The 20,513-nt window shown below is 62.4% G+C and carries 14 protein-coding genes; 6 read left to right on the top strand and 8 right to left on the bottom strand.

The features are described from left to right. Nucleotides 1-82 precede the first annotated feature (82 nt). The gene (locus ACN6KF_RS07945; RefSeq protein ID WP_434956326.1) at nt 83-982 is read right to left on the bottom strand and encodes a tetratricopeptide repeat protein; all 900 of its coding nucleotides are present in this window, start codon (nt 980-982) and stop codon (nt 83-85) included. 373 nt (nt 983-1,355) lie between these two features. Then, nucleotides 1,356-2,876, bottom strand: a complete 1,521-nt coding sequence (betC, locus tag ACN6KF_RS07940) for a choline-sulfatase (protein ID WP_434956325.1) — start codon at nt 2,874-2,876, stop codon at nt 1,356-1,358. Nucleotides 2,877-3,023: 147 nt separating this feature from the next. On the opposite strand from betC, the gene ACN6KF_RS07935 reads away from it, so the two are divergent. Then, nucleotides 3,024-3,731: an HAD family hydrolase gene (locus tag ACN6KF_RS07935; protein WP_434956324.1), complete on the top strand. Its 708-nt coding sequence runs from the start codon at nt 3,024-3,026 to the stop codon at nt 3,729-3,731. A 146-nt stretch (nt 3,732-3,877) separates the two neighbouring features. Here the strand turns inward: ACN6KF_RS07935 and ACN6KF_RS07930 are convergent, their stop codons facing one another. From ACN6KF_RS07930 to ACN6KF_RS07920, 3 genes are all read right to left on the bottom strand, one after another. Continuing rightward, complete coding sequence (locus ACN6KF_RS07930; RefSeq protein ID WP_434956323.1) at nt 3,878-4,489, bottom strand: dihydrofolate reductase family protein; 612 nt, start codon at nt 4,487-4,489, stop codon at nt 3,878-3,880. Nucleotides 4,490-4,565: 76 nt separating this feature from the next. Then, entirely contained in the window at nt 4,566-6,152 is a 1,587-nt protein-coding gene (gene ggt / locus ACN6KF_RS07925) for a gamma-glutamyltransferase (RefSeq protein WP_434956322.1), read from the bottom strand. Further along, nucleotides 6,149-6,892 (bottom strand): FadR/GntR family transcriptional regulator, encoded by a 744-nt coding sequence (locus ACN6KF_RS07920; protein WP_434956321.1) that lies wholly within the window; start codon nt 6,890-6,892, stop codon nt 6,149-6,151. Before ACN6KF_RS07920 ends, ggt begins: the two co-directional genes overlap by 4 nt. A gap of 164 nt (nt 6,893-7,056) precedes the next feature. On the opposite strand from ACN6KF_RS07920, the gene ACN6KF_RS07915 reads away from it, so the two are divergent. From ACN6KF_RS07915 to ACN6KF_RS07905, 3 genes are read left to right on the top strand one after another with little or no spacing between them, the layout of a single operon-like run. Then, the gene (locus ACN6KF_RS07915) at nt 7,057-7,893 is read left to right on the top strand and encodes an ABC transporter substrate-binding protein (RefSeq protein ID WP_434956320.1); all 837 of its coding nucleotides are present in this window, start codon (nt 7,057-7,059) and stop codon (nt 7,891-7,893) included. Between the two features lie 9 nt (nt 7,894-7,902). After that, on the top strand, nt 7,903-8,670 hold the full coding sequence (locus tag ACN6KF_RS07910; protein ID WP_434956319.1) for an amino acid ABC transporter permease: 768 nt from the start codon (nt 7,903-7,905) through the stop codon (nt 8,668-8,670). Continuing rightward, on the top strand, nt 8,667-9,464 hold the full coding sequence (locus ACN6KF_RS07905; RefSeq protein ID WP_434956318.1) for an amino acid ABC transporter ATP-binding protein: 798 nt from the start codon (nt 8,667-8,669) through the stop codon (nt 9,462-9,464). The genes ACN6KF_RS07910 and ACN6KF_RS07905 overlap by 4 nt, the downstream gene beginning before the upstream one ends. Before the next feature lie 61 nt (nt 9,465-9,525). On the opposite strand, the gene ACN6KF_RS07900 is transcribed toward ACN6KF_RS07905, so the two are convergent. Beyond that, nucleotides 9,526-12,297 (bottom strand): valine--tRNA ligase, encoded by a 2,772-nt coding sequence (locus tag ACN6KF_RS07900; RefSeq protein WP_434956317.1) that lies wholly within the window; start codon nt 12,295-12,297, stop codon nt 9,526-9,528. Between the two features lie 515 nt (nt 12,298-12,812). Here ACN6KF_RS07900 and ACN6KF_RS07895 point away from each other — a divergent pair. Further along, nucleotides 12,813-14,342: an OpgD/OpgG family glucan biosynthesis protein gene (locus tag ACN6KF_RS07895; RefSeq protein WP_434956316.1), complete on the top strand. Its 1,530-nt coding sequence runs from the start codon at nt 12,813-12,815 to the stop codon at nt 14,340-14,342. Continuing rightward, nucleotides 14,318-16,519: a glucans biosynthesis glucosyltransferase MdoH gene (gene mdoH / locus ACN6KF_RS07890; protein ID WP_434956315.1), complete on the top strand. Its 2,202-nt coding sequence runs from the start codon at nt 14,318-14,320 to the stop codon at nt 16,517-16,519. Before ACN6KF_RS07895 ends, mdoH begins: the two co-directional genes overlap by 25 nt. Nucleotides 16,520-16,717: 198 nt before the next feature. On the opposite strand, the gene ACN6KF_RS07885 is transcribed toward mdoH, so the two are convergent. Next, complete coding sequence (locus ACN6KF_RS07885; protein WP_434956314.1) at nt 16,718-18,580, bottom strand: B12-binding domain-containing radical SAM protein; 1,863 nt, start codon at nt 18,578-18,580, stop codon at nt 16,718-16,720. A 507-nt stretch (nt 18,581-19,087) separates the two neighbouring features. Then, nucleotides 19,088-20,458, bottom strand: coding sequence for a nitrogen assimilation response regulator NtrX (ntrX, locus tag ACN6KF_RS07880; protein ID WP_434956313.1), 1,371 nt, complete (start codon nt 20,456-20,458; stop codon nt 19,088-19,090). Nucleotides 20,459-20,513: the final 55 nt, after the last annotated feature.

The raw sequence follows: 20,513 nt of genomic DNA, 5'->3' as shown, positions 1-20,513 counted from the left end.
TCTCAATGCGGATTGATATAATCCGCGGCGCCACATAACGCCCGAGGTCGCGTCTCACGCCTCCCCGAGCCGACGCATCGGATCAGGAATGATCCTTGAGGAACTGCGCCAGATAGGTCAGGCACATCTCGCGCTCGTCCGGCGTAGCCTTGGCGAAGGCATCGTCATACAGATCGATGATCCACTGATCACGCTCGCCATTGGCGCCGTCGCGCGCCAGAGTCAGATACATCAGGCCACGAGCGCCTTGGCGAGGCATGTCGCTTGCCGACAGCAGGAGATGGCCGAGCACGGCTTGGGCCTGGCGATGGCCTTTGTCGGCGGCCAAGCGCAACCAGCGGCCGGCCGTGATGGCATCGCGCTTTTGCACGGTATTGCCGTCGAGATAGATGCGGCCGAGATTATATTGCGCGTCGCTGTCACCGAAATAGGTGGCGGCATATTGGAACAGCTCGGTCGCGTGCCTGGGGTTGGGCTTCACCTCATTGGGGATGCCGGAAACATAATAGGAGCCGAGCGCGACGATCGCGCTGGAGACGAAGCGGGCCTGGGCGGTATCCGGGCTGTCCTCGCCATGGGCATCGACGATGGCCTGATAATAGTCGAATGCCTTCTTGTCGTCGCGAGGAACGCCATCCCCTTCCGAATACATGCGGGCGAGCTTCCACTGGGCCAAAGCATGGCCCTTGCTGGCGGCGAATTCCAGTGCCTGGGACGCTCCGGCGAGGTCACCGGCTTTATAGGCCTTGGTACCGTTGCGAAAGGCCTGCATCGGAGAAGGATCATCCGCCGGCGTCTTGGTGCCATCGAAAGCCTGTGCCCCCACGCAACCCAGGGACAGGAAAAGGCCGAGACCACCGGCGCCGAGAAGGCAGCGCAGCCAGGTCAAGGATTGGCCATGACGCGCCTGGACCCGGCCTGCGGATCCGCCAGCGTCCTGCCAGTCGGCCAAGAGAGAAATCTGGTTCATCGTGAAGGACATAGCCGACACTTCTGCCGATTCTTTGACCGATTCACGGCAGCTCTTATGCCAAAGCCGCAAAGTTGATGGCTTTTTCGCGACGGTGCCGACCGGCCAGCGGAATCCCCCGGGCACGTGGACACGACCACTGGCAGGTCCGGCGCTGTCCAATGCGTGTTCGCGAAAAGCTCTATCCAAGTTCGACCGCCACTTAAGCAACTCAACTATGTCCAGCACGCTGGAGATCTCTGGATGCTCCAAGGTGCGGGCTGAATTCAGCGGTCACTTTGTGGCAGGAACGCGGCCAAGTCGACGAGTGGGAGCCGTCAACGCAAGACTTCGAATCCGTGTTGCTCTATTGCCACACCGGACAGTGAAGCATTAACCATAGCATTTACGGACGCACGCGAGGATAGCGGGCCATCGCTTCCAGATCATCGAGGTCTATGGTGTTGCGCATATACTGCCTGGAAGCATCCCTGAAAGGTTGAAAGTCCCACGAAGTCGCTTTCCCCGAGTTCAAGGCATCATCGACCACACGCCGGCGCCGCTGGCTGGCACGCACATCGGCATCAATAGCAGCGAGGTTCCAACGCGTTTCTATTTCCTTACGGAATCCCGCGACGATTTCGGCATGAGCCGGCGCCGCTGCGAGATTCGTCAATTCATCAGGGTCGACGGCAAGATCATAAAGCTGATCGGGATCGGCGGGCGAGTGCACGAATTTGAAGCTGCCGCGACGAAGCATCAGCAAGGGCGCGATGGCGCCTTCGGCAAGATATTCGCCACGGACTTCGTCATGCCCGCCTTCTCCGAGGCAATGCGGCACCAGGCTGGCCCCATCGATGCCGCTAAGCCCCGCAGCCGAGCCGGGCTCGGCCATATCCACCAGGGTCGGCAGGATGTCGACCAGCGACACGCTGGCAGCAACCCGGTGCGGCCGATAATGTTGAGGCGCGCTGATGATCAGTGGCACCCGGGCCGAGCCTTCGAACCAGCTCATCTTGTACCAGAGACCACGCTCGCCCAGCATTTCGCCGTGATCGCCGGTAAACAGAATGATCGTTTCCTTGTCGAGGCCCGTCACTTCCAAGGCCTTGAGCAACTTGCCGACATTGGCATCGACATAGGAAATCGCGCCGAAATAGGCGTGTCGGGCATTGCGGATGTGCTGGTCGGTGATCTCCGCCTTGTCCATGTCGCAGACATGGCGCAGCCGCCGGGAGTGCGGATCGAGCTCTTCGACCGGCACCGCATGGCGAGGTAAGGGAATCTCCTCGTTGCGATAGAGATCCCAATAGTCCTGCGTGATCGCATAGGGATCATGCGGATGGGTGAGCGAGGCCACCATGCAGAAGGGGCGCTTGTCGGGGCTGCGTACATGCTCATAGAGGGCGCGCTCGGCCGCGAACACCACCTCATCGTCGAAATCGAGCTGGTTGGTGCGCACGCAAAGGCCGGCATCGGTAACCGAGGACATGTTGTGATACCAGCTCGGGCGCTCCTGCGGATGATCCCAGTCTGGCGTCCAGCCATAATCAGCCGGATAGATGTCGGTGGTCAGCCGCTCCTCGAAACCGTGAAGCTGGTCGGGCCCGCAGAAATGCATCTTGCCGGACAGCACCGTGCGGTAGCCCGCACGCCTGAGATAATGCGCCCAGGTCGGGATGTCGGCGCGGAACTCGGCGGCATTGTCGTAGACACCCGAGCGTGACGGCAATTGCCCGCTCATGAACACGGCGCGGGAGGGCGAACACAAGGGCGAATTGCAATAGGCGCTGTCGAACACCACGCCGCGCTCGGCCAGCCCCATGATGTTGGGCGCCTTGACGAGATCGAAGCCGTGCACCGGCAGGAAGGCCGGTGCGAGCTGGTCCACCATGATGATGAGAATATTGGGTTTGGACTGGGACATGACGGGCCTGACGCGCTGGGCTGGATTCGCAAAGGGGAATAACAATTGTCGGAACACATCGCGAGAAGACCTTGCTTGCATCCGACACGGGCTGGCCTCGGTGGCGCTTTTGGGCTTATAGGGACGGCCTCACTTCGGAAGACCGTCATGTCCCCTGCCCGCCTCACCACCCTGGCTTTCGATGCCGACGACACGCTCTGGCAGAACGAGCAATATTTCCGGACGGCCGAAGCGGAAGTGATCACCCTCCTGGCCGACTATGCCGACAAGGACACGCTGCTGGCGCATCTTCTGGAAGTCAGCAAGCGTAATGTCGTCAGCCATGGCTTCGGCATGAAGACTTTCACCTTCTCGATGATCGACACCGCCATCGACGTCAGCGGCGGCCGCGTGCCGGCGCCGGTGATCGGGCGAATCCTGGCGCTCGGCAAGGAAATCCTCAACCATCCGGTCGAGCTGTTGCCGGGGGTCGCCGACACGCTGGAAAGCCTGGCGGGCACCTACCGGCTGGTCCTCATCACCAAGGGCGATCTGTTCCACCAGGAGAACAAGATCGCGCAATCGGGGCTGAGGGGGTTGTTCGAGGCCGTCGAGATCGTCAGCGAGAAGAGCGCCGACACCTATGCGCAGGCCTTCGCCCGGCATGGCGAAGGCCCCCAGGCCAGCATGATGATCGGCAATTCGCTGAAGTCCGACGTGATTCCAGCGCTTCGGGTCGGGAGTTGGGGCGTCTATGTCCCCCATCCCCTGACCTGGGCCTTCGAACATGCGGAAGCGCCGCTGCACGAGCCGCGTTTTCGCGAGATCGAAACGCTGACGCAGACGATCGACCTGATCCAGGCACTCAGGGATTAGAAGTCGCGCATAATGCCAAGCCTCGAAAATGCTGAGGCATTCTCAGCTTGAACAGCAGACGATTTTCGACACCAAATCAAAGATCTGGCAAAAATCATCAGAAGGAACCGAGAGTCATTGAAAATGCCTATCGGTATGAGACGTAGTCACGCCGGCCGATAGATCTGCACCACCGAGCCGCCCGGAAAGGCTGTCGAGCTGATCGGTTTGAGGCGCCTTGGCGGGACGACGTCGGAAAAGATCGGCAAGCCCTTGCCGAGAACCAGCGGATGCACCACCAGGGCGTATTGATCGACCAAATCCTGGGCGATGAGACTGCGCGCCAAGGCGGCACCGCCATGGGCGATGATCGGCTTGCCGTCGCCGGCCTTCATCCTGGCGATCTCGTCAGCCAGATCGCCGCCGGCCACATAAGCCTCACCCCAACTTTCCGCACCAGACTGCAGCCGTTCCGAATGAGTGCCGCCTACGTTGGATTGGGTTTCAACCACCTTCAGGATTGCCGGCCCCTGGCCTGAGAAGACGGCCTTGGGAATCTGATTCATCGGCGGTGCGAACACGCTGGTGGACGTCGGCCAATAGGCCGCCATGGTCTGAAAGGTACGGCTGCCCATGATGTGCAGGCTGGCGTTCCTGACATTCTCCAACTTCCAGGCGATGGCCTCCTGATCGCCGTCGAATATCCATTCGAGTTCGCCCTCAGGGCCGCAGACAAAGCCATCGAGCGACATGGTCATCGTCAGGATCAATTCTCTCATCGCGTTCTCCTCGCGCCAATCCGTCCCAAGGACGTGCGAGATCAAGCGGTTCCGACAAGGAGCGCCGATTTGGGGCTCAGTAGCCGATGGCAAGCCCATCCTTTCTCGGATCGGAGCCACCTGTCAGCGTTCCCCTGTCCCAATCGATGAGAACCATCTGCCCGCCACCGAGTGGCTCCTCGGCCGGGCCGACCTTGTGACCGCGCGCCTCCAGCGCGCGGAGCGTGGCTACCGGAACGCCGCGCTCGGCAACGAGCTCGCCCTTCTGGTAGAAAACCCGCGGCAGGTCGATCGCGGCCTGGGGATCCATGCCGTAATCGAGCAGATTGCTTAGCACATGGACATTGCCGAAGGGCTGGTAGTCGCCTCCCATGACACCAAAGGGCGCGATCACACGGCCATTGCGTGTCGCCATGCCGGGCATGATGGTGTGGAGGGGGCGCTTGCGTGGCGCGATGCAGTTTGGATGGCTGCGATCGACACGAAATCCCTTGCCACGGTTCTGCAGGACAATACCCGATTTCGGGCCGACCAGACCGCTGCCGAAGGAGTGATAGGTCGAGTTGATGAAGCTGACCGCATTCCGATCGCGATCCACGACCGAGAGATAGACGGTATCCGACGGTTCCATCACCGCTGCCGGCAGTTCGCGGTTGGCAAGATCCGAATCGATCCTGCGTCTCAAAGCATCGGCATAGGTTGGCGCCAGCAAGGCGTCGACGGGGACGTCAGCATGATCGGGATCGGCGATCAACTCGTCCCGGATCCGGTAGGCGAGGCGCCCGGCTTCGACCTCCAGATGCAGCCGCTCAGGCCCCAGCGGATCGAGCCCGGCCAGATCGAAACCAGACAGCAGGTTGAGCATCACCAGGGCTGTCAGCCCCTGATTGCTCGGCGGCATCTGCCAGATATCGACACCGCGATAGGTGGTTCTGACAGGCTCGACGTAACCGCCCCCGGCGGCAGCGAAGTCGTCGAGCGTGTGCAGCCCTCCCTTGCTGCGCAGATGGGCAACCAGATCCTCGGCGAGCTCTCCCTCGTAGAAAACTTCCCGCCCCCTGGTTGCGATGAGGCGCAGGCTCCGGGCAAGCTCGGGTTGGCGATGGACATCGCCGGCCCTTGGGACGAAACCGCCAGGCAGAAAGATGCGGGCCGCCGTAGTATCTTGCGCCAACAGGTCCTTGGCCTCTTGCCAATCGGCCTCGACACGGTCGTGAATCACATAGCCGGCCTCGGCATAGTGGATGGCAGAAGCGAGCACGCGCGCGAGCGGAGTGCGGCCGTGATCGGCCGAAAGACGGCACCAGGCATCGATCGAGCCAGGAATGGTGACGGCATGCGGGCTGTCGGCCGGTATCTCCGTGAAACCTCGGCCCTCGTACCAGTCAATGGTTGCGGCCTCGGGCGCCTGGCCGGCCCCATTATAAGCAAGCACCGGCCCCTCTCCGCCGGGCACGTAGAGGCAAAAACAGTCACCCCCAATTCCCGTCGACTGCGGCTCCACCACCGCCAGGACGGCAGACGCGCAGATTGCCGCGTCGATGGCATTGCCCCCTTCCTGCAGCAAGGTCAGAGCGGCTGCGCTGGCCAACGGATGGGACGTCGCGACCATTGCGTCCATGGCACGGACGGGTGAGCGGCCCGGAAGCTGAAAATCCCTCATGGTGCTTCTTCCTGAAATGCGTTGCGCACAAGATCGGTCGACAGGTCGTCGCCATCGCCGGCGTCTGCGTCGGCGTGTTCCAGCAGCAAGGCATGCTGGACCGAACGCAGATGCCGCCGCATGGCCGCTTCGGCGGCTGGTGGATCATGCCGAGCGATGGCATCGACGATCTGGCGATGATGAAGCGTGAGTTCCTCGAAACGCTCCGCCGTGGTGGGATCGTTGCGCAAGCGTCGCCACGCTCCCTCCTCCCGCACGGCGTTCAGGCTGTCGAACACGGCGAGGGCAAGGGCATTGTGCGTGGCCTCCGCAATGGCCCGATGCAGGCGGACATCCCAGATGTCCCAGGTCGCGGCATCGCGGGCGGCGGCGCTCTTATCGAGGAGATAACGCAGATTGTCGATATCCATGCGGCTCGCCCGCGTGGCGGCAACCCTGGCATAGGTAGGCTCCGTCCACAGGCAGAGATCCATAAGTTCGGCCGGGCTGGTGCTGGCGGTGATCAGCGACATGCCCAGTTCCCGCTCGGGCGGCCGGGTGCCCACGAAGGTGCCCTTGCCGACATGTCGCCACAGGCGTCCCTCGGCCTCCAATTGCTCAAGACCATAGCGGAGCGCCCGGCGGCTCAGGCCGAGCTGATGCAACAGGTCACGCTCTGGCGGCAAGCGGCTTCCAGGAGGATAGACACCCCCGTTCAGCAGGCTGCGGAGGCTCTGGGCGGCTTGTTGTTTGCTGTTCATTTTGAAACCAATTCAAATATTGGTTCCATAGCTTAGTATCGATTTTCTCGAAATGTCTATGCGATTTTTCTTGCTGGCATGCCAATGTTATGTCCCAATATCGGTATCAATAATAAAATTGGTTCCATATCGGGACCAGGAACAAGTCACCCCGGAGCACCACCATGCGCGCATTCCGTGCCGTACTGCCTCGTCTTCGCCCTGACCTTGCTTTCCTGTCGGTTGCCCTCGCGGCGGCGAGCATCGCCACCCCAACCCTGGCGCAGCCCATCGAACCGCCGGCAGCCATCGCCGAAGCCAAGAAGATGGTGATCTGTGCCGATATCGGATCGCCGCCCCTATCCTTCTACAAGGACGACGGGTCGCTGACGGGAGCGGAGATCGAACTCGGCAATGCCATCGCCAAGCAATTGGGCGTCAGCGCTGAATGGAAGCAGGTGCAGTTCGACGGCATCATCCCCGCTTTGATCGCCAAGCAGTGCGACGTGATCATGTCCGAGCTCTATGACAAGCCCAAGCGCCGCGAAGTCGTCGATTTCGTCGACTATCTCGCCTCCAGCCAGTCGCTTGTGGTGCTGAAAGGCAATTCGAGCCATATCACCGGGCTCGCCGATCTCTCCGGCAAGAAAGTTGCGGTCGAGAACGGCACCACGATCCAGTCCCTGGTCGATGAGGAAAACAAGAAGCTCGCCGGCGAAGGCAGGGCACAGGCACAGGTCGTCGTCTTTCCCAAGGATACCGATGCTTTCCAGGCCCTGCGCATCGGCCAGGTCGATGCCTATGGCACCACGATCAAGACGGCCGGCTACTACTTCCAGCAGGCACCCGATCTTTTCGAACTGGGGGGCAAGCCCTTCGCCCAGGCCATCATCGGCGCTGCTTTCAGGAAGGACGACACCGATCTGCAGAAGGCTTTCACCCTGGGGCTCGAGGCCGTGCGCAAGGACGGCACTTACCTGAAGATCCTGCAAAGCTGGGGTATCGAACGCGACGCCTTGTGAGGTCCTGCCATGAACTTCAACTGGGCCTTCTTCTTTCACTATCTGCTCGAACCCTCCAGCATCTATCTGCACGGCCTCTGGCTGACGCTCAGCATCAGCATCGTCGCGCAAATCGTCGGCACCACCCTCGGCCTGTTCGTGGCCCTGGGGCGGCTGTCGTCCTGGCGGGTCCTGCAGGCGATCACCTCCTTCTATGTCTGGGTGATGCGCGGCACGCCGCTGCTGGTGCAGATCGTGTTCATCTACACCGCCCTTGCCGCCGCCGGCGTACTGCGCTTTCACGACATCGATCTCGGCTTCATGATCCTGCCGGGCAATGTTCAGGCGGGTATCATCGCCCTCAGCCTGAACGAAGCGGCCTATATGGGCGAGATCATTCGCGCCGGCATCACCTCGATCGATCGCGGGCAGACGGAGGCGGCCAAATCGCTCGGCATGACGCCGGCCAAGCTCCTGCGGCGCATCATCCTGCCACAGGCCGCGCGGGTCATCATTCCGCCGCTCGGCAACAATTTCAACGGCATGCTGAAGAGCACGACGCTGCTCAGCGTCATCGGCGTGCCCGAACTGCTGCTGGCAACCCAGATGGTGACGTCGGCAACCTTCCGTGTCTTCGAACTCTATTCGGTGGTCGCGCTCTATTACCTCTCGCTCACCACCCTCTGGGGCCTCCTCCAACGCTATATCGAGGCTCGTTTCAGCACGCCCTTTGCCGAGACGCGCAGCAGGGCGCCGCGCCGACGGCTTCTGACCGGCCTGTTCGGAGCCAACCCATGAGCGATACAGACATCCAATGGACGGTCGAGGCCGAGGGCGTCGAGAAATGGTTCGGCCCGATGCAGGTGCTCAAGGGCGTCTCGCTCAACGTCAGGCGCGGAGAGGTCGTCGTCATCGTCGGCGCCTCCGGGTCGGGCAAGACCACTTTCGTGCGCTGCATCAACCATTTGGAGAAGATCCAGAACGGCCGCATCCGTGTGAACGGCCATCTCATCGGCTACCGCGAAAAGAAAGGACGCCTCGTCGAAGACAGCGAGCGCAACATCGCCCGGCAACGCCGCGACATCGGCATGGTCTTCCAGCGCTTCAACCTGTTCCCGCATCTGAGTGCACTGGGCAACATCATCGAAGCACCGACGCAGGTGCTGGGCATCGACCCGGCGACGGCCCGCCGCGAAGCGGAGGCGCTGCTGGCCCGTGTGGGCCTCAAGGACAAGGCGGATGCCTATCCTGCCCAGCTCTCGGGCGGCCAACAGCAGCGCGTGGCTATCGCACGGGCGCTGGCGATGAAGCCGACATTGATGCTGTTCGACGAACCGACCAGCGCACTCGATCCCGAAATGGTCGGCGAAGTGCTGGAAGTCATGAAGGAGCTCGCCCGCGACGGCATGACCATGATCGTCGTTACCCATGAAATGGGCTTTGCCCGCGAGGTCGCCGACCGCGTGGTGATGATGGATGACGGCCTCGTCGTGGAGGAGGCAACGCCCGAAACCTTCTTCACGGCACCACGATCGGAGCGTTCGAAGGCCTTCCTGGCCCGCGTGTCGGGGGCCGGCGGCCGATCGCCCTGACCGGCCGATAGGCGTAGTGGTGCTACGGCGTACCGATCCGGAGATCGGCACGCCGTATCGATTACAGGCCGGCCAGAGCGTCCTGCAGCTTGGCGCGGCGGGCCGTGGCTTCCTCGAGACGCTCGCGATTTTCCTCGATCACCTCTTCCTTGGCCCGGGCGATGAAGTCGGGATTGCCGAGCTTGGCGTTAATCTTGGTGATCTCGCCGTCGATCTTGTCGGTTTCCTTCTTCAGGCGCGCCTTCTCGGCCTCGATGTCGACCACGCCTTCCAGGGCCAGGGCCGCCACGGCGCCGCGGGCGATGATCTGCACCGAGCCCTTCGGAGCCGATGGCGCAAAGCCGATCTCGCTGATCCGGGCCAGGCGCTTGAGCGTCTCGCCATGGGCGGCGACGCGTGCCTCGATGGCCTTGGAGGCGTTCACCATGACCAGGGGCACCTGGGCGCCGCCGGGCACGCCGACCTCGGTACGGATCGAGCGGATCTCGGTAACGAGATCGACCAGCCAGCCGATTTCCTCATCCGCCGCTGCATCGAGCAGGCCGCCAAGGTCAGGCCACGCGGTCAGGGCCGCCATCTGCTCACGCGGAACCGGTCCCGTCGTCACCGACCAGAGCTCCTCGGTCATGAAGGGCATGAAGGGATGCAGCAGGAGCGTGGACTGGTCGAGGATGAAGGCGACCATGGCGCGCGTTTCGGCCCGCGCCGCCTCGTCCTCGCCCTCGATGATCGGCTTGGCAAGCTCGACATACCAGTCGCACACCACGTTCCAGATGAAGCGATAAACCGCACTGGCAGCATCGTTGAAACGATAGGCCTCGATGGCACGCTGGATTTCACCGACGGCCTTCTCCGCTTCGCCGGCAATCCAGCGATTGAGGGCGATCTTCGCCGATTTCGGATCGAAGGACGGATCGCGCACGCAGCCCTTCATCTCGGCAAAGCGTGTGGCGTTCCACAGCTTGGTGCCGAAATTGCGATAGCCCTTGACGCGGTCGATCGACAGCTTGATGTCACGGCCGGGTGCTGCCATCGCGGCCAGGAAGAAGCGCAAGGCGTCGGCACCATAGCGCTCGATGCCATTCGGATAGGCCTTGCGGGTCTCCGAAGTAACGTGAGCGACATCGGCCTTGTTGGCGAGCGCCGCAGTACGCTTGGCGATGAGGGCATCGAGTTCGACACCGTCGATGATATCCAGAGGGTCCATGACGTTCCCCTTGGATTTCGACATCTTGGCGCCCTTCTCGTCACGCACGAGGGCGTGGAGATAGACATCCTTGAAGGGCACGTCGTTCTGGGTGAACAGGCCCGTCATCATCATGCGGGCAACCCAGAAGAAGATGATGTCGAAGCCGGTCACCACCACGGAGGTCGGGTAATATCTGGCGAGATCCGCCGTCTTGTCCGGCCAACCGAAGGTCGAATAGGGCCACAGCGCCGAGGAAAACCAGGTGTCGAGCACATCCTCGTCGCGGGTGATCGCCGCGCCGGCACCCCATTTGGCATCGGCCTTGGCGCGCGCTTCTTTTTCGTCGCGGGCGATGACGTAACCTCCATCAGGCCCGTACCAGGCCGGGATCTGGTGGCCCCACCAGAGCTGGCGCGACACGCACCAGGGCTGGATGTTCTCCAGCCAGTCGAAGAAGGTCTTTTCCCAGTTCTGCGGTACGAAGCGCGTCTGGCCGCGACGCACCGCCGCCAGGGCTTCCTCGGCGAGCGGACGCACGTTCAGATACCACTGGTCGGTAAGCCAGGGCTCGATCGGCACGCCCGAGCGGTCGCCATGCGGCACCTGGTGCTTGTGTTTCTCGATCTCGACCAGGCGGCCGGCCGCTTCCATGTCCGCGACGATGCGCTTGCGCGCCTCGAAACGCTCCAGGCCGCGATAGGCTTCCGGCGTGTTGTCGTTGATATGCGCCTCGGCCGTGAGGATGTTGATCACCTCGAGGTTGTGCCGCCTGCCGACTTCGAAATCGTTGAAGTCGTGCGCGGGCGTGATCTTCACCGCGCCGGTACCCTTCTCGGGATCGGAATATTCGTCGGCGACGATCGGAATCAACCGGCCGACCAGCGGCAGCCGCACCATCTTGCCAACCAGATGGGTGTAGCGTTCATCGGTGGGATGCACCGCCACGGCGGTATCGCCGAGCATGGTTTCGGGGCGGGTGGTGGCGACGGTGATGGTCTCGCCCGTTTCCTGGCCCGCCTCATCCACCACCGGATAGGCGAAGTGCCACAGACTGCCATTCACCTCGATCTGCTCGACTTCGATGTCGGAGATCGCGGTGAGCAGCTTGGGATCCCAGCTGACCAGGCGCTTGTCCTTATAGATCAGACCGGCTTCGTTCATCCGCACGAAGATCTCGATCACCGCCTTGGACAGGCCTTCGTCCATGGTGAAGCGCTCGCGCGACCAGTCGCAGGAAGCGCCCAGGCGCTTGAGCTGCTTGACGATGGTTCCGCCCGATTCTTCCTTCCAGGCCCAGACACGCTCAAGAAATTTCTCGCGTCCGATCTCGCGCCGATGAATCTGGCGCTCCTGGAGCTGGCGTTCGACCACCATCTGGGTGGCGATGCCGGCATGGTCGGTGCCGGGCTGCCAGAGCACGTCCTTGCCGCGCATGCGCTCGAAGCGGCAGAGGATATCCTGCAACGTATTGTTGAGCGCATGGCCCATATGGAGCGAGCCGGTGACATTCGGCGGCGGAATCACGATCGAATAGGGTGCGGCGCCGGCCCGATCGGGCCGGCCTGCACGGAAAGCCTGTGCCTCTTCCCAGGCCGCGGACACGCGCGGCTCGACGCTGGCGGGGTCAAAGGTGGTCTCGATCATGATCTTCTTTCAAGGCAGGTCAGCTAGCGTGGGCAGCGGGCACAGGCGCCGGCATCTCCGTGATTCGGCCTGCCGGCACGCCGATGAGCAAGCAACCCACGCAATTCACGGCCGGTAGTGGCAGAAACGAACCCTTAAAGTCAACGAAACAAGCGCTTAAACCACTACGCGCGGGTACATTCCGGCATTTCCCCACGCAATGCGCTCCTCAAGGCCCCCGTCGCGCTCCGCCCTGATACGGGCCCTCATGCCTGGGGTTTGGCCGACTTGTGACAACAAAATGGAAAGCCTCTCCTTCTACATCATGAAGTCGTCACAATTCTTCGGTTGAAGGCCGACGGCTCGGGTGTGGGATGGTCGGGGAACGACGTCGCGAATACACCCGCCAGTTGTTGCCGGCGACCGTATAACCTATGGTGCCCCGATGAAGACTAGACGCTTCCTCCCAAGGGACGTGGTGCCGTTCCTTGCCCAGCCACACCTATTGCGCCTGCCGAAAGCGCGTTAAGAAGACCATGAACAGACGCGACTTCTTGAAATTTGCTTCCATTGCCGCCGGTGTGCTGGCTGCCCCCCAGGGGGCTCGGGCTGCGATCGACGCCCCCGGTCTGAAGGAAGGCGAGGTCTTCTCTCGGGACAAGCTCCTGGACTATGCCCGCAATCTTGCGAAGGCTCCCTATCAGGCACCGGACGCCACGCTGCCCTCCTCCCTGCAAAATCTGGATTACGAGCAATATGTCTCGATCCGATTCCGGCCTGATCGGGGCATCTGGAGTCAGGATCGCCGCGGCTTCGTGATCGAGCCCCTGCATCGGGGCTTCATCTATGCCGCCCCGGTCGACCTGTTCACCGTCGAGGACGGCCGCGTCCTGATCGTGCCCTATGAGCCGGCGATGTTCGACTTCGGCAAGATCACGCCGCCTCCGCCCGATTCCAAACTCGGCTTTTCGGGCTTTCGGCTGAAGGCGCCGATCGACATGCCCAGTCGGCTCGACGATTTCGCCATCTTCCAGGGGGCGAGCTATTTCCGCGCCATCGCCAAGAACCAGGTCTATGGCGCAGCGGCGCGCGGACTGGCAATCAATACCGGCGAATCCAGCGGCGAGGAGTTTCCCTTCTTCCGGGCTTTCTGGATCGAACGTCCGCCCCAGAACGCAGAGAATCTGGTGGTGCATGCCCTGCTTGATTCGGAAGCGGCAACGGGCGCGTTCCATCTGACGCTTCATCCGGGCGAGATCACCACCATCGATGTCGAGACGACGATTTTCCCGCGCGCCAAGATCGAGCATGTCGGCATCGCGCCGCTGAATTCGATGTTTCTGTTCGGCTCCAACGACCGCAAGGGCGCCGACGACGTGCGCGTTGCCGTCCACGCTTCCTCCGGGCTGCAGATGTTGTCGGGTGGCGGGGAATGGATCTGGCGCCCGCTGCAGAACCCGGAGACGCTGCAGATCTCGGCTTTCGTTGACAAGACCCCTCGTGGCTTTGGCCTGCTGCAGCGGGGTCGCGATCCGGCCGATTACGAAGACAGCCGGCATCATTTCGAAATGCAGCCGAGCGTATGGATCACCCCCAAGGGCGATTGGGGGGAAGGATCGATCCAACTGGTGGAAATCCCGACCGACCAGGAAATCCACGACAACATCATCACCTATTGGCGGCCGAAGGATGCCCTCGAGGCGGGCAAGGACTATTCCTTCGCTTATCGCACCAATTGGTGCCAGATTCCGCCCGATCGGCCGCCGATGACCCTGGTACGCGCGACGCGGATAGGAGCCCTGGGTTCCAAGCGGCGTCTGTTCGTGATCGACTTCCAGGGTGATCTGTTCGCCAATGCCGACAACCTCAACGGCGTCACGCCCGAGGTCACCGTCAATCCCGGTAAGCTGAGCGATGTCAGTTTGACTCTGGAAACGGAGCGGCGCATCGGTCGCCTGAGTTTCGGCCTCGACCCGAGCAGCGAAACCTATTCGGAAATGCGTGCCGTGCTGGTTAAGGACGGCAAGCCTGTAAGTGAGACATGGCTGTATCGATGGACACCGTAGAGGAACACACCGGCGGCACCCACCCGACCTCGTCGCAGGAGTGGGTTTTTCAGCGCTCCGCCATGCCGGACGAGAATCGGCTGGAGATGCCGGTGCAGTCGCTGACCAAGTGGTCGCGCTCGGAACGCCGCTCCTGGATCCATCCGGCCCTGCATCACGGCTCCTGGCTCATCCGCCTGTTCGTCTTCGGCGGCATGTTGGCGCTCACCGCTTTCGGCGCCTTCGAAATGTACAAGGTCGTCGAAGTCGGCGGGGTCACCTTCCTCGAATGGGCCTTGGTCTGCCTGTTCGTGCTCAACTTCTCCTGGATCGCCCTCGCCTTCACCGCGGGCGTTGCGGGCTTCGTCTATCTGCTCTTCCACCGGCGCACCACCCAGCCCCTGCCCCAGCAGTTGAGCACGCGCACCGCCGTGCTGATGCCGATCTACAACGAGGCGCCGAGCCGCGTTTTCGGCGCGATGCAGGCCATCATCGAATCGGTGGAACAGACCGGCCTCGGCCGCGCCTTCGACTATTTCTTCGTCTCCGACACCACCGATCCGAATGTGTGGATCGCCGAGGAGCGTGCCTTCCTGGCGATGCGCAAGCGGCTGGGGCCCGATATCCAGCTCTGGTACCACCATCGCCAGCGCAACACGAACCGCAAGGCGGGCAATATCGCCAATTGGGTCACGCGCTGGGGCGGCTCCTATGAGCATATGCTGGTGCTCGACGCCGACAGCCTGATGACGGGTTCCTCCGTCGTGCAACTGGCGGCTGCCATGGAGCGTGACCCGGATGCCGGTATCATCCAGACGCTGCCGCTGATCATCAACCGCAACACCCTGTTCGCGCGCATCCAGCAGTTTGCCGCCCGTACCTATGGCCCGGTGATCGCCGAAGGCCTGTCGCTCTGGATGGGGCATGACGGCAATTATTGGGGCCATAATGCCATCATCCGCACCAAGGCCTTCGCGGCGCATTGCGGCATGCCGGATCTGTCTGGCCGTCCGCCCTTCGGCGGCCATATCCTCAGCCATGATTTCGTCGAAGCGGCGCTGATCCGCCGGGCCGGCTATGCCGTCTACATGCTCAACGACATCACGGGATCCTACGAAGAAAGCCCACCCTCGCTGATCGACCTGTCGGCGCGCGACCGCCGCTGGTGCCAGGGCAACCTGCAGCATGCACGTGTGATCGGCTCCAAGGGTTTCCACCCCTGTACGCGCCAGCACTTCGCCAATGGCATCTTCTCCTATCTGGCAAGCCCGCTTTGGCTGCTCCAGCTGCTGGTCGGCCTGACCATCGCACTGCAGGCCCATTTCATCCGGCGCGAATATTTCACCGACGAGTTCTCGCTCTTCCCGACCTGGCCGGTGTTCAACGCCGAACTCGCTCTGGCGTTGTTCGGCGGCACCATGGGCATCCTGCTCGCGCCAAAGATCTTCGGCCTGATCATCATGCTGCTCGACGGCCCCAACCGCCGGGCGAGCGGGGGCGGCATCAGGCTGACCCTCTCGGTGCTGCTCGAGATCATTCTTTCCGCTTTGCTCGCCCCGGTCATGATGCTGATCCAGTCGGGTGCCGTATTCGAAATCCTGGTCGGGCGCGATTCGGGCTGGAAGCCGCAGCGCCGCGACGACGGCTCGATCCCCTTCCGTGACATCGTCAAGCGCCACCGCTCGCATACGGTTCTGGGTGCCTTTGCCGGTGTTGCCGCTTATGTGATCTCGCCCTATCTGTTCACCTGGATGTCGCCGACCATCATCGGTCTGCTGCTCGCCATCCCGCTTTCGTGGGCCTCGGGCCAACTCGCACTCGGCCTGTGGCTGCGTCGCCACGGCTTCCTGGCGACGCCGGAGGAGACGCATCCGCCGGAGGTGGCGACCCGTGCCAACGAGCTGAGCACCGAACTTGCCGCCGTCGGCGAGGACGACAGCGATGCCATCGAGGTCGTCTATCGGGATGCGGGTTTCCGGGCGCTGCACGAGACCATGTTGCCGACCATGGGCTCCCGCGAGCGCGGGCGCTTCGAGCAGGATCGCGTGATGGCGCAGGCCAAGATCGCCGAGGCCGCCTCGATCGAGGAAGCGGCCAAATGGCTGAATTCGAAGGAACGCTTCGTGGCACTCCATGACCGCAGCCTGATCGCCAACCTGTCCCGCCTGCACGAGCCGGCCAGGGTCGAACCAGCCTAAGGATCGTGCCGTTCGCTTAAGGTTCGTCGCCGGAGTTTGCGTGACCTTTGTCATTGCCGGGCCTGCTCGGCAATCCGGCTCCGCCGGCGGGAGCTACTTCTGGGATAGCCGCATCAAGGCCGGCTACGACAAATTGGCGCGTTTCCCGCTCGGGTGAGCGACATCGGGCTTAAGGCTCGCGCCACAAAAGAGGCAACGTTAAGGACCGACGGCTTCGCCACTTAAGCCGGGTTCAGGCTGCAGGTCCTCCTGGAGACGCGATTTCAGTCGGTTCTCCTGGCGCTTCTTCGCATAGGGCGTGCTGCGGTCCGCCGTTCCCTGCACCAGCGGGTCGTTGCGCTCATCGATGACGGCGATGGCGTCATCGGTATAGGGAAACAGATCCTGGCGTCCCCAGGCCCGCCAGGCCTTGGCCACGCTCAGACGCAGCCGGCCATAGGTATAGGCATAAGCTGCCATCGTGCGCGCAAAGCGCCAAGCATAGCGGGCATAGAAGCGCAGCGGGTTTTCGAGCGGCAGCCCATGACGCCGTTCGTGGCGGTCGATGATGCGCCCGAGGCCGAACTCGGCGAAGGCAACACCTTCCCGCCGCGGGCCTTCGCGATAGGCGATCAAATTATAGAGCGTGGTCAGCCGCATGCCGTTCTTGAGCTGCACCCTGCGCTTGAACACCCGCTCCATGTGCTCGAAATCATAATAGCGCCGGCTGGCTTCGTGGAAGACGGCATCGAGTTCGGCGTCGCTCATCTTGGGATGATGGGTGACGCGATGGTTCAGGTCGTATTTGTTGAAGTCCGGATCCATCCATATCCCGGCGTCCTTCATGCGCTTGTGATCCTCGCTGCCGGGCAGAGGCGTCAGGATGTTGAAGTAGAGCACGTCGATGGCCAATTCCCGCTTGATCAGATCGACGTCACGCAGGATCGATTCCCGGGTATCGGCGGGAAAGCCGATGATGTAGCCGCAACTGATCACCACGGGATGGCGCTTCCACGCCAGCACCATCTCGCGATATTCCTCGATGCGGTTCTGGCGTTTCTTGGCCGCTTCGAGATTGTCCGGGTTGATGTTTTCGAGCCCGATGAAGATCAGCCGAACGCCGGCCCGCACCACCTTGTCGATAAAACCGGGAATGCGATGGGCCATGGTGTCGACCTGGATCAACAGCCGAGCTTCCACCCCCTCGCGCTCGCGCAATTCGATCAGCCGGTCGCAATAGGCCTCCCAATTGCGGTTGCGGGCAAAATTGTCGTCGGTCACGAAAAACTTGCTGACACCCTCCCTGGCATTCAGCCGGATGATGGCCTCCAGCTCGTCCGCCGTACGGAAACGGCTCTTGCGCCCCTGGACGTTGATGATGGTGCAGAAGGAGCATTCGAACGGGCAGCCTCGGCCAAGATCGAAGCTCGACCAATGGGTGAAGGAACGCCGTACGATCGGCCCGGGCAACAGCGGCACCGGCACGTTTTGCAGGCCAGGTTGGTCCTTCAGATGATTGTAGAGCGGCTTCAGTGTGCCGGCCAAGGCATCGCGCAGAACGGCGTCGAGGCGATCGGGCTCGGCCTCTCCCGCGAACTGGCTGACGCCGAGCTCCCGCGCCAGGGTCAGTTCCTCAGCATCCTCGCCGAGCATGGCGATGCAACCCGACACATGAAAGCCACCAAGGCAGACCGGCACGCCGGCGGCTCGCAACGGCCGCGCAATATCCATCGCCCGCGGATATTGGTTGGTCTGCACGCCGACCAGCATGACGATGGCCTGCGCTCCGTCAGTCTGATGGCTTCTCAGAATGGCTGGAATGTCGACACGCGTGTTGGTCTCGTCAATGGCGTGGACCCGGGCCACGACATCAGGGCCGAAGACCTGACGGGATATCGCATCTTCCACCAGGGCCCAGACACAGGCGAGAGAATTGGATGGAATGGCCGAGCGTATCCAGCGAATGGGATAGCCGTCATCGTCATATCGCGTGGCCTTGATCAGCCAGATATCGACATGACGCGCCCGGTCCCCCGGCCGGACGCCTAGTCTACCCGCCCCTGCAAATGCCTGCCCCCGCATGCCATATGCCTCAAGGTATATTATTACTTTTTTGTAGAGGTTTCTATTCCCAGAGCAAGATGATTTTTGCGTAGTGCCGCGCTAGGCGCTGCGTTTTGGCAGCGTTTTACATGAATGCGGGTTCGCAGGATCGTAAGAACCGGCCCGCGGACACCGATCAACAAATAGTAAGACGTCGAACCTCTGCATATCTGCGATAGTGGAGTACCTCCAAAGACTGGCGGGCAGGCACCCCCTCCTCGCCACGATGTCTTGGCAGGCCGGAACCAATTGACACGATGGCCCGGCGAAGCCGCACAGCCGTGTCGTGCCGGCCAGAACCATGATCGCAGGAGGTTGCTGACATTGCGGAGAAACAGCCGCGCCGCCTCAGCCTCCCCGGGCATGCGCCCACACGGGAAACGAACCGTGCCCTGGCCGGCTTTTCTGGCCGTACTGCCCCGCAAAGCCGGCCGCGTTGCCTTGCGCCGGCTCTGCTCCGTCGTTTCCTCACGGGCTGCTGCCCGCCTACGCCCCGACGCCGAGCGATTTCAGCTTGCGATGCAGGGCCGAACGCTCCATGCCGACGAACTCAGCCGTGCGGGAGATGTTGCCGCCGAAACGATTGATCTGTGCGATCAGATATTCGCGCTCGAACAATTCGCGCGCATCGCGCAATTGCAAGCCCATCAACTGCTCGCCCCCCTGCCCGTTCGGGCGGGTTGGCATCAGCGCCCCGATTTCCGGCGGTAGCATTTCGGCGGAGATGATGGCATCGGGATCGCCGCCCACCAGGATCATCAGCCGCTCGATATTGTTGCGAAGCTGGCGAACATTGCCGGGCCATTCATGCGACTGCAGCACCGCCATGGCGTCGGGGCCGACCACGCGCCGTGGCAGGCCGGTCGCCTGGGCGATCTGTCCCTGGAAATAATCCACGAGTTCCGGAATGTCCTCGCGGCGTTCCGACAGGCCGGGGACACGGATCGGCACCACGGAAAGACGATGCAGCAGATCCTCGCGGAAGCGTCCATCGGCCACTTCCTCGGTGAGGTCGCGCGAGGTCGAGGTGATGATGCGCACGTCGACATGCACCTTGGTCGCCCCGCCGACGCGGGAAAAATTCTGATCGATCAGCACCCGCAGGATCTTTCCCTGCGTTTCGCGGGGCAGATCGGCCACCTCGTCGAAGAACAGTGTGCCGCCATGGGCCTCCTCGAAGGCACCGACCTTGCGGGTACGGCCCTCACCGCCTTCCACGCCGAACAACTCGGTTTCCATGGTCTCGGGCAGGATCGAGGCCGAATTGAGCACCACGAAAGGCCCCTCGGCCCGCTGCGAGGCCTGATGGATGGTGCGGGCGGCCAATTCCTTGCCCGATCCGGGCGGGCCGGCAATCAGGATGCGGCTATTGGTCGGCGCGGTCTTCTCGATCACCTGCCGGAGCTGGTTCATGGCCGAGGAGCGCCCCATCATCTTGGAAGCGCTGCCCGAGATCTGGCGTAGCTGGTTGACCTCGCGGCGCAGGCGCGACGTTTCCAGGGCGCGCTCGGCGACTAGCACCAGCCTGTCCGCCTTGAACGGCTTTTCGATGAAATCATAGGCACCGATCTTGATCGCCGCGACGGCGGTCTCGATATTGCCGTGTCCGGAGATCATCACCACCGGAACTTCGGGGTGTTCGGCCTTCAGCACTTCCAGGAGCTGGAGCCCATCGAGACGCGATCCCTGCATCCAGATATCCAGGAAGATGAGATGCGGCCGGCGCTGGGCGACCGTGGCCAGGGCATCGTCGGCGTCCTTTGCGGTTCGGGTACCATGGCCTTCATCCTCGAGGATGCCGGCAACGAGCTCTCGGATATCGGCCTCATCGTCAACGATCAGAATGTCGGTCGCCATCGTCTAGTTCCTGCTTGCATGAGGTGAATCCAGCGCGCCCGCCTCGCATGAGGTC

Source organism: Labrys methylaminiphilus subsp. lupini (genome assembly GCF_051161885.1).
Lineage (GTDB): Bacteria > Pseudomonadota > Alphaproteobacteria > Rhizobiales > Labraceae > Labrys.
Note: the sequence above shows the minus strand (reverse complement) of the source record. Positions and strands in the feature narration are given on the sequence as shown.